Genomic DNA, 268 nt, shown 5'->3' with positions numbered 1-268 from the left:
GTTCTTGGAGGACTTGATTGCGTCCTTCAAAGTAGCAAGCGGGTTCTCGTCATTGAGCATACGATTACCGCTATTATTAACGACCTTTAATACCTGACTAAAGTGAGGCGTATCTTCTCCGGGGTTACGAAGGAGATTGTCGGTACGGTCGTACTCAACAGCAGCAACAGGAGCTTCCTCAACAACTTCAGGTTCTTCAACCGTTTCCTGTTCCTGACGACGAGCTTTCTTGTCTTCCATGAGTTCGCGTTCATCAGCGATGATACGA

1 protein-coding gene is annotated in these 268 nt (G+C 47.4%); it reads right to left on the bottom strand.

What is annotated here, in order from left to right; all coding sequences use genetic code 11:
- The coding region (locus tag RMT89_RS43390) for a hypothetical protein (protein WP_315889260.1) at window positions 1-240 on the bottom strand (240 nt) is incomplete at its 3' end.
- Between the last annotated feature and the right edge of the window lie 28 nt (window positions 241-268).

It is taken from the genome of Streptomyces sp. P17, assembly GCF_032436805.1.
GTDB lineage: Bacteria > Actinomycetota > Actinomycetes > Streptomycetales > Streptomycetaceae > Streptomyces.
Note: the sequence above shows the minus strand (reverse complement) of the source record. Positions and strands in the feature narration are given on the sequence as shown.